This is a genomic window from Anaerolineales bacterium, from assembly GCA_016928575.1.
Lineage (GTDB): Bacteria > Chloroflexota > Anaerolineae > Anaerolineales > RBG-16-64-43 > JAFGKK01.
In genome coordinates this window covers 1-7,525 of sequence record JAFGKK010000123.1, presented here as the reverse complement: position 1 = coordinate 7,525, position 7,525 = coordinate 1, and the positions used below count along the sequence as shown (strand labels likewise).

At 66.4% G+C, this 7,525-nt stretch carries 6 protein-coding genes and 2 pseudogenes; all 8 read right to left on the bottom strand.

Features of this window, described 5'->3' with window-relative positions; all coding sequences use genetic code 11:
• A partial coding sequence (locus tag JW929_14810; GenBank protein MBN1440674.1) for a GxxExxY protein occupies window positions 1-300 on the bottom strand: 300 nt, incomplete at its 3' end.
• A 51-nt stretch (window positions 301-351) separates the two neighbouring features.
• Window positions 352-1,161 (bottom strand): annotated as a pseudogene (locus JW929_14805) (ZIP family metal transporter).
• A 59-nt stretch (window positions 1,162-1,220) separates the two neighbouring features.
• A complete protein-coding gene (gene hypE, locus JW929_14800) occupies window positions 1,221-2,267 on the bottom strand; it encodes a hydrogenase expression/formation protein HypE (protein MBN1440673.1) in 1,047 nt (348 codons plus the stop codon).
• Between the two features lie 11 nt (window positions 2,268-2,278).
• Window positions 2,279-3,412 (bottom strand): hydrogenase formation protein HypD, encoded by a 1,134-nt coding sequence (hypD, locus tag JW929_14795; GenBank protein MBN1440672.1) that lies wholly within the window; start codon window positions 3,410-3,412, stop codon window positions 2,279-2,281.
• A 9-nt stretch (window positions 3,413-3,421) separates the two neighbouring features.
• Window positions 3,422-3,706 (bottom strand): HypC/HybG/HupF family hydrogenase formation chaperone, encoded by a 285-nt coding sequence (locus JW929_14790; protein ID MBN1440671.1) that lies wholly within the window; start codon window positions 3,704-3,706, stop codon window positions 3,422-3,424.
• Complete coding sequence (hypF, locus tag JW929_14785; GenBank protein MBN1440670.1) at window positions 3,707-6,061, bottom strand: carbamoyltransferase HypF; 2,355 nt, start codon at window positions 6,059-6,061, stop codon at window positions 3,707-3,709.
• A complete protein-coding gene (gene hypB, locus JW929_14780) occupies window positions 6,036-6,710 on the bottom strand; it encodes a hydrogenase nickel incorporation protein HypB (protein ID MBN1440669.1) in 675 nt (224 codons plus the stop codon). Before hypB ends, hypF begins: the two co-directional genes overlap by 26 nt.
• An 83-nt stretch (window positions 6,711-6,793) precedes the next feature.
• Window positions 6,794-7,138 (bottom strand): annotated as a pseudogene (gene hypA / locus JW929_14775) (hydrogenase maturation nickel metallochaperone HypA).
• Between the last annotated feature and the right edge of the window lie 387 nt (window positions 7,139-7,525).

Sequence of the window (7,525 nt, the reverse complement as noted above, 5' to 3'; positions counted from 1 at the left end):
CGTGTTCTCTTTTGCGAACCGCCGGATGCGGACCCGCATGTCCGGTGGTGTGAGAGGGAGCGGCCAGTCACCGCTCCCTACTCGATTCTCGACGACCATGTCCAAACGATATCCGGCAACGATCCGCATCCCCTCATAGGTGACCGGTTGATCGACCTTGGTTTCCACCCGTATTCCGCGACGGTGTAATTCGTATTTCATACAAGCTTGATATGCGGATTCCAGGAGCCCGGGACCCAAGGTGCGATGAACCTTTATCGAACTATCGATAATTCCCCTTCCAATTTCCTGGTAATCCATTTCTCCCCCTTTTTCTCTGCGGCCTCTGCGCCTCTGCGGTAAGCCCGGATTTTACCCCAGGGCCACGTCCAGGACCATCATCAGCGCGAACCCGAGCATCGCCCCGACGGTGGACGGATCGGTTTCCTTGTCGGATTGCGATTCCGGGATCAGTTCCTCGATCACGACGTAGATCATCGCCCCGGCGGCGAAGGCCAGGGCGTAGGGCAGAATCGGCCGGACCAGGATGACCGCCGCCGCGCCGAGGACGGCCGCCAGCGGCTCCACCGTGCCCGAGAGTTGTCCGTACCAAAAGGAACGCAGCGGCGAGAATCCCTCGCGCCGCAACGGCATCGAGACCGCCGCGCCTTCGGGGAAATTCTGCAGTCCGATGCCGATGGCGAGGGCGATGGCTCCCGCCAACGACGCGGCCGGCAACCCCGCGGCGATGGCCCCGAAGGCCACACCCACCGCCAGCCCTTCGGGGATGTTGTGGAGGGTGATCGCCAGCACAAGCAGGATCGAGCGCTGCCATCCGGTGTGGATGCCTTCGGCCTTCTCGATCGGCAGGCCGAGGTGCAGGTGCGGCAGGATCCTATCCACCCCCCAGAGGAAGGCGCCGCCCAGGAGGAAGCCGACCGCGGCGGGGAACCATTCCGGCAGCGGCCCCTCGGCGGCCATCTCCAATGCCGGCGCGAGCAGCGACCAGAAGGAGGCGGCGATCATCACCCCGGCGGCGAATCCGAGCATCGAATTCATCAGCCGGCGGTTGAAGGTGCGGAAAAAGAACACCATCGCCGCGCCGAGTGCGGTCAGCCCCCAGGTGAACAGGGTGCCCAGCAGCGCCTACAGGATGTGGGATTGGGCCGAGAACCATTCCATAAGCGGTCTCCGATTCACTCTTTTTTACCGCAAAGCCCGCCGGGGGCGGGCTGTGCGGTTTAACAAATCCGCGGCAGCATTTCGCCCGGGAGCATGTCGACGATCCGCGTCCCGCCGATCGCCGTCCGCAGATGAACCCGGTGATGCGGATCCTCACGCACCCGGCCGATCACCGCCGCCTCCGCGCCGTAGGGGTGGGCGCGCATCGCCGCGAGGATTTCGCGCGCGTCCCGTTCGGCGGCGCATGCGACCAGCTTTCCCTCGTTGGCCACGTACAGCGGATCGAAGCCGAGCATCTCGCACGCCGCGCGCACCGGTCCGTGCACGGGGATCGCCGTCTCGTGGAGCTCGATTCCCGCGCCGGATTGGGCCGCGATTTCCGCCAGGGCGGTGGCCAGCCCGCCGCGGGTCGGATCGCGCAGGGCATGCACCTCGCCCGCGGCGAGCATGGCCGCCACAAGCCCGTTCAGCGGGGCAACGTCGCTCTTCAGGTCGGTCTCGAAGCCCAGGCCCTCGCGCGCCGAAAGAACCGCAATGCCGTGGTCGCCGATCGTCCCGGAGAGGATGACGATGTCGCCGGGTTTCGCGCCCGCGCCGGAAATCTTCCGTCCCGGAGGCAGCCGGCCGATTCCGGATGTGGTCAGGAACAGGCCGTCCGCCTTGCCGCGCTCCACGACCTTGGTGTCGCCCGCGGCAAGGTACACGCCCGCCTCGCGCGCCGCCTCGCGCGCGGAGACGAGGATCCGCGACAGCGTTTCGAGCGGGAAGCCTTCTTCCAGGATGCAGCCGAGGCTGAGCGCGACCGGCTCGGCGCCGACCATCGCCAAATCGTTGACCGCTCCGCACACCGCCAGCCGGCCGATGTCGCCGCCGGGGAATTCCAGCGGCTGGACGACGTGGCCGTCGGTGGTGAAGGCCAGGTTTCCGGCCCCGCCGTCGAGGATCGCCGAATCGTCGAGCGAGCGCGGTGCGCAATCCCCCAGCGCCGGCAGAATCACCCGCTCCAGCAGGTCGCGGCTCAAGCGGCCGCCCGATCCGTGGCCGAGGATGACCCGTTCGCCGGGCGGAAGGGGCGGGGGGCAGGAAAACGAATCGAAGTCGGGCATAAATTCCTCCCTCAACCCCCAACCTCCTCTTCCGGGTTATCCCGGGAGAGAAGGAGCGAGGGGGTGAGGCGGTATCGATAATACGCCGCACAGGCACCTTCGGCGCTGACCATCGGGGCGCCCAAGGGGGTTTGCGGAGTGCACTGCTTGCCGAAGGCCGGGCATTCGGGCGGTTTGCGGATTCCCCGCAGCACATCGCCGGCAATGCACAACGCCGATTCCTTCGGCGCGATTCGCCCGACGTCGAAGCGCTGTTCGGCGTTGAAGGCCGCGAGCTCGTCGCGCAACCGCCATCCGCTGCGCGGGATCACGCCGATCCCGCGCCAGGCGCGGTCGCATTCAGTGAAGGCCCGCGCGATCGCTTCCTGCGCCGGACGGTTGCCTCCGCGCGAGACCAGGCGCGGGTAGGCGTTCTCCACCTCGTGCCGGCCTTGCGCCAACTGGCGAACCGCCGCGAGCAGCCCGCGCAGCAAGTCCACCGGTTCGAATCCGGTGACGACGATCGGGGCACGGAACTCCTCCGCCAACGGCTCGTATTCCCGGTATCCCATCACCGTGCACACATGCCCGGCCGCCAGGAAGGCCTGCACGCGGTTGGACGGCGAGGAAAGGATCGCCGCGATCGCCGGCGGCACGCGGACCTGCGAGACCAGCATCGAAAAATTTTTCACTCCCCGTTCGTGCGCCTGCAGCACCGCCATGGCATTGGCCGGCGCGGTGGTCTCAAACCCGATCGCAAAAAAGACCACTTCCTTCTTGGGATGGGCCTCGGCGATCGCCAGGGCGTCAAGCGGGGAATAGACGACCCGCACGTCGCCGCCGCGCGCCCGCACGCCGAACAGGTCCCGCTCCGATCCGGGAACACGCAGCATGTCGCCGAACGAGGTGAAGATCACCTCCGGGCGCGAGGCGATCGCCACCGCCCGGTCGATCTGCTCGAGCGGCGTGACGCACACCGGGCAGCCCGGTCCGTGCACGAGTTCGATCGGCGCGGGCAACATCGCATCCAGCCCGTGCTGCAAAAAGGAATGGGTCTGCCCGCCGCAGATCTCCATGATCGTCCACGGCTTGGTCGCCTCCCGGCGGAGGGTTTCCAAGAGCGCGGCGGAGGCCGTCGGATCGCGGTACTCGTCGAGGAATTTCATCCCCCCTTCCTACTCCTCCTCTCCCGGCTTTTGCCGGGAGACGGGGCTGGAGGGTGAGGAGGAAATAGCGGGTTCTCCTATCTCCCGGAACAGCTTCAACGTCTCCTCGGCATCGTCGGGGGAGAGCACGTTAAGCGCAAACCCCGCGTGGATGAGGACGTAATCGCCGGGCGCGGCGTCCGGCACATAGGCCAGGCAGGCTTCCTTCACCACGCCGCCGTAATCGATCCGGCCCATGCGCACAGAGCCGGTGGTATACGCATCCAGAATTTTCCCCGGAACACCCAGACACATTCAAGCCTCCCGTTGTGCCGCCACTGCCGCCTGGCCGAGTGCCAGGCCCCCGTCGTTGGGCGGGACGCGGCGGTGAGTGTAAACCTCGAACCCTGCTTCCCGCAAGCCGGATGCGGCGCTGTTCAGCAGCAAGGCGTTCTGCCAGACTCCTCCTGACAGCGCCGCCTCGCGGATTCCGCGCAAATCACGGACCGCGCGGGCGGCCTGCACGGCGATCGCGCACACCGTATTGTGGAAACGGGCGCCGATGCGGGCCGCGGATTCCCCCGCGCGTACGTCTTCGATCGCCGCCGTGAGCAAGTCCCGGACTCGGACGAGGTCCCCCTCCAGCGCGAACGGGTACCGGCCCCGCTCGCCGGGAAGGGTGCGGGCGAGTTCCTCGAGCTCGATTGCTCCCTGTGCCTCGTAGTCGGCGTCGGCGCACACGCCCGCCAGCGCGGCGACGCAGTCGAAAAGGCGCCCCATGCTCGAAACCGGAGGCGCGTTGAGCCCGCGTTCCGTCTGCGCCCGCACGATCTGAACCTCGCGGGGATCCCGCTTTCGCAGAAAGGGCAGATCGTCGAGGGAAAGCCCGAGGGCTCGGGCGAACCCGACGGCGATCCGCCACGGATGGCGGATCGCGGCGTCGCCGCCGGGAAGCGGCAGGTATTCCAGGTGCAGCGCCCGCTCAAAGCCGCGGTAATCCGCGACCAGAATTTCCGCGCCCCAAACCGCGCCGTCCGTTCCGTATCCGGTTCCATCGAAGACCAGTGCGATCACCGGCCGCTCCCCGCTCAAGCCGTTATCGGCCATGCAGGCGGCCGCGTGCGCGTGATGATGCTGCACGCCGACCAGCCGCCGCCCGCCCGCGTGCTTAAGCGCCCACCCCGTCCCGAGGTAGCCGGGATGCAGGTCGTGGGCGATGATTTCCGGGTCGGTATGAAACAACCGCCGGTAGCGCTCGACCGCCTCCTCGAAGGCCGCCAGGGTCTCGGCGTTTTCCATGTCGCCGATGTGCGGGCTGAGGAAGGCGTAGCGTCCGCGCGCCAGGCAAAACGTGTTTTTCAGTTCCCCGCCGACGGCGAGCAGCGGGGGGGAATCGAACGGCAGGAGGATGGGGGCGGGCGCGTACCCGCGCGAGCGGCGCAGTGGCACGGCTTGCTCAACTTGCCGGGGTGGTATCGGCGCGGCAGGCTGCGCCCCGGCGGCGAATACCCGTACGACCGAATCATCACAACGTTGGATGATTTCCCGGTTGTGAAGGAGAAACGCATCCGCCAGCGGTCCGAGCCGGGCCAGCGCCTCGTCGTTGCCGATCGCGATCGGTTCCTCGCTCAGGTTGCCGCTGGTCATCACCAGCGCCTCCGGCGCGCTTTCCGCATCCAGCACCGCGTCGCCGGAGTGCAGCAGCAGCAAGTGCAGGGGGGAATACGGCAGCATCACGCCCAGCGTCCCGTTGCCGGGGGCGGCTTCCTCCGCGATCGGGCAGCCCGCCCGGCGGCGCAGGATGACGACCGGTTTCTCGGGGCCGGTGAGCAGAGCCCGCTCGGCCGCGCCGATCTCGCAGCAACCTTCCGCCACGGCCAAATCCCGGACCATCACCGCGAAGGGCTTGGCGCTGCGGCGCTTGCGGCGGCGCAATGTACGGACCGCCTCGGCGTTCGCGGCATCGCAGGCCAGGTGAAATCCGCCCATCCCGCGCACGGCGAGGATCCGCCCCTCGCGAAGCAAGCGCCGGGCGGCCAGAATGGCATCCTGCATGGTTTGGTCTTGTGGGGGCGCAGCGCGCTGCGCCCCCTGCGCCCCCGCCAATATCCACACCCGCGGCCCGCAGACGGGGCAGGCCACCGGTTGGGCGTGAAACCGGCGGTCGTCCGGGTTTTCGTATTCGGCGAGGCATTCGGGGCACATCGCGAACGGCGCCATGCTCGTCAGCGGCCGGTCGTAGGGCACGTCGCGGATGATCGTCAGCCGCGGGCCGCAATTGGTGCAGTTGATGAACGGATAGAGGTAGCGGCGGTCGCGCGGATCGAACAGTTCGCGCTCGCAATCGGCGCACAAGGCGATGTCGGGCGCCACCGGCTGGAAATCGCCCGGCCGGGGGACGGAGGCGCTGATTTCGAAGGTTTCGTATCCGGCCGCCGGGACGGGATTCCATTCAAGGGCGTCGATCCGCGCCAGCGGAGGGGCCTCGGCGCGCAACGCGGCGGTGAACTCGGCCAGCCGCGCCGCGCCGCCTTCGGCGGCGATATCCACCGACCCCGACGTGTTGCACACCCAGCCGCGGATTCCCAGCCGCGCGGCGAGACGGCGCACGAACGGGCGGAACCCGACGCCTTGGACCGTGCCGCTAATGCGGATTCTTCTGGCGTCCATGCTGCACTTGCCCGGCGATCCAGTCCGCGAAGGCCGGCAATCCCTCGCCGGTCCGGCACGAAAGCGGAAAGGCTACCAATCCCGGATTGAGCGCCTCCACCCCGCGGAGGAAATACTCCATATCGAAGGGGACGTACGGGAGCAGGTCGATCTTGTTGATCACCAGCGCCTGCACCCCGCGGTACATCCCGGGATATTTGTAGGGCTTGTCGTCGCCCTCGGGGATGGAGGCCGCCAGCAGGTTGATGTGCGTGCCGAGCCGAAAGGCGGCCGGGCAGACCAGGTTGCCGACGTTCTCGACGATCACCAGATCGATCCGTTCGAGCGGGAGCTGGTCGAGCGCGCCGCTGACCATCACCGCGTCGAGGTGGCATTGGCCGCCGGTGTTGATCTGCACCGCCGGGATGCCGGCCGCGGCCGCCTTGTCGGCGTCGATCGAGGTGGCGATGTCGCCCTCGATCACCCCGAGCCGCAGGCGGCCTTGGAGCGCCGCGAGCATCGCCAAGATCAGGCTGGTCTTTCCCGCGCCGGGGGAGGCCATCAGATTGACGGCGAACACGCCGGCGGCGTCGAAGCGCGCTTGGTTCTGCGCCGCGACTTTGTCGTTGGCGGAAAGGATGTTTTCGACAACCGGGATGGTTTTGGGCATGTGGTTTTCCTTCCCTCCCGTCGGGGTTTTCAGACCGGCCTCGGTCTGGGCGAAGCCTTGACGGGAGGGGAGAGAGGGGAGGGTCAAGCCTCCACTTCGATGCTCTCGACGGTCATTTCTTCGCCGGCGACGATCCGCAATCGTTCCGAGCCGCACTTCGGGCAGGTGAAGGCATCCTTCGGCAGTTGGTATTCGGCCGCGCAATCCAGGCACTGCGCGCGCGCAGGGATGCGTTCGAAGCGCAGTTCGGCCTTTTCGGCGATGGTGCCCTCGGCGATCAGATCCCAGTAGAAGCGGATAGAGTCGTCGACCAGGCTTGAGAGTTGCCCGAGCTTGATGTTGATCGCGCTGACCCGGCCGGCTTTTGCCTTCCCGGCGTGGTCGAGCGTGATCTGAAGTATGCTCTCGGTGACCGCCATCTCATGCATAGCAAATCGGACAAATTATATCAGATAATCAAGACTCTTCACGAAAATGGGGAGTCGTTCTATGCTCTCCCTTACTGTATTGCTCCGGTTTCAGCTTATGCGGGGAGTGGTATTTCAAAAAAACCCGTAATTGCTCAGCATCCCGCCATCACCCAATCCTCACCCCCCCCCCTTCCCCTTCACCCCTTCCCCCTCTCCTGGCTTATGCCAAGAGAGGGGGAAGGGGACCGGGGATAGAGGTGAGGATGGAAGATGGCCGGTTATCCTTTCAATATCAATCATGCTGAGCGGTAATAAAACCCCTTGTTTTTCCGGTTTTTCATTAAGGTAAACATTGTGAAGATTTTGTCGGATCCTGTGGACAACGCGGAAAAAGTGTTTTTGCCT